General features: G+C 67.6%; 1 pseudogene. It reads right to left on the bottom strand.

From position 1 onward, the window contains the following. Nucleotides 1–1359: pseudogene (locus B0W80_RS34020) on the bottom strand (filamentous hemagglutinin); the annotation flags it as partial.

The raw sequence follows: 1359 nt of genomic DNA, 5'->3' as shown, positions 1-1359 counted from the left end.
GTCGGTGGCGGCAATGGCGCTCCAGTTGTTCCAGCCCGTGGGGTTGAGCATGGCCAGGCTGGGGCTGCCGAAGAAGACTTCATTGGCCGGGTAACGGGTATTGCTGCCGGGCACGAGGTACTCGACGATGCGTTGGGTGGTGTTGCTGGCGCCTGGAACCAGGGCCCAGGTGACGCCGCCGTTGGTGTTGTGGAGTACCGAGGCTCGGATATCGACGGAGCGGGTGGCCTCGATCGATGCGGCGTGGTTGTTCAGCACGCCGGCTTGGCCTGCGGCGTGGCGTTGGGCGTCGAGGGCGCCACCGATGGCCAAGTCGCCGTCGCTGAAGATCAAGGCGCCGTCGCGGTTCTGGATGGCGCTGGCGCCGATGTCCAGGCGGGAGCGGGCGGCGATGGTGGCGGAGCGGACGGCCGAGTGGTCGATGCCATCGACTGTCTCGGCGACGTTGTGGAGAGTGGCTGCGCCAATAGAAACATGGTCGCCGTAGATGCGGCCGGTGCCGATGTTGGTGACCGAAGGCGCGTCGAGACGGGTCGAATTACCGTCGATGACGCCGCGGTTCGTGATGGCCTCGCTCGCCAACAAGCCGGTCACGCTGGCCTGGATGTCGCCGGTGGCGGTGTTGTCGATGGTGCGTGCGGCGAGCAGCACGGACTCGCCTGCGGCGATCCGGCCGCGGTTGGTGATGGCACCGCCTGCGGTGATGTCGAGTTGGCGGTTGGCGACGGTTTCGCTGCCGGACTCGAGCAGCACGACGCCCGACAGCGCCCAGGTCGCATCGACGCCCGACAGCAGCTTGCCGCTGGAGTGGAGGGAGGCCGCATCGACCGTCAACGAACGGCCGGCCGTCAAGCTGCCGCCGAGGTTCGAGACATCGAGGGTCTTGGCGCTCGGTACCGCTGCATGCGGGTCCGTGATGGAGAGCGTGTCGCCCGCGGAGATCAGGCCTCGGGTGTTGTAAACCGCGCCGGGGCTTGTGACCGAAGCGTTCCGGTCCGCTCGAATGGCACCGTCGGTGTTGTTCAGCTCGCGCGCGCCGATGCGGACGTTCTGGCCTTCGATGCCCTGGTCCTTGCCCTGCGTGTTGGCATTGACGATCGAGCCGGCATTGAGCGTCGTGGTGCCCTGCGAGCGGATCAGGGCGCCGGTGTTGTAGATGGCGCCGGCATCGATGCGCAGATCGCCCGTTGCGAGCGCTTGGCCTGCGCGGTTGTCGAAGTCGGCGCCGCGTGCATCGATGCGCACACTCGTCCCGGTGATCTTGCCCTGGGTGTTGTTCAGCCCGGAGGCGGCCACGTCGACGGCACCGCCAGCTTGCAAGGAGCCGCCCACGTTGGAGGTGGTGCCGGTCGTGGTGAC

Origin of the sequence: Variovorax sp. KK3 (assembly GCF_001984055.1) — a bacterium.
Lineage (GTDB): Bacteria > Pseudomonadota > Gammaproteobacteria > Burkholderiales > Burkholderiaceae_C > Variovorax.
Note: the sequence above shows the minus strand (reverse complement) of the source record. Positions and strands in the feature narration are given on the sequence as shown.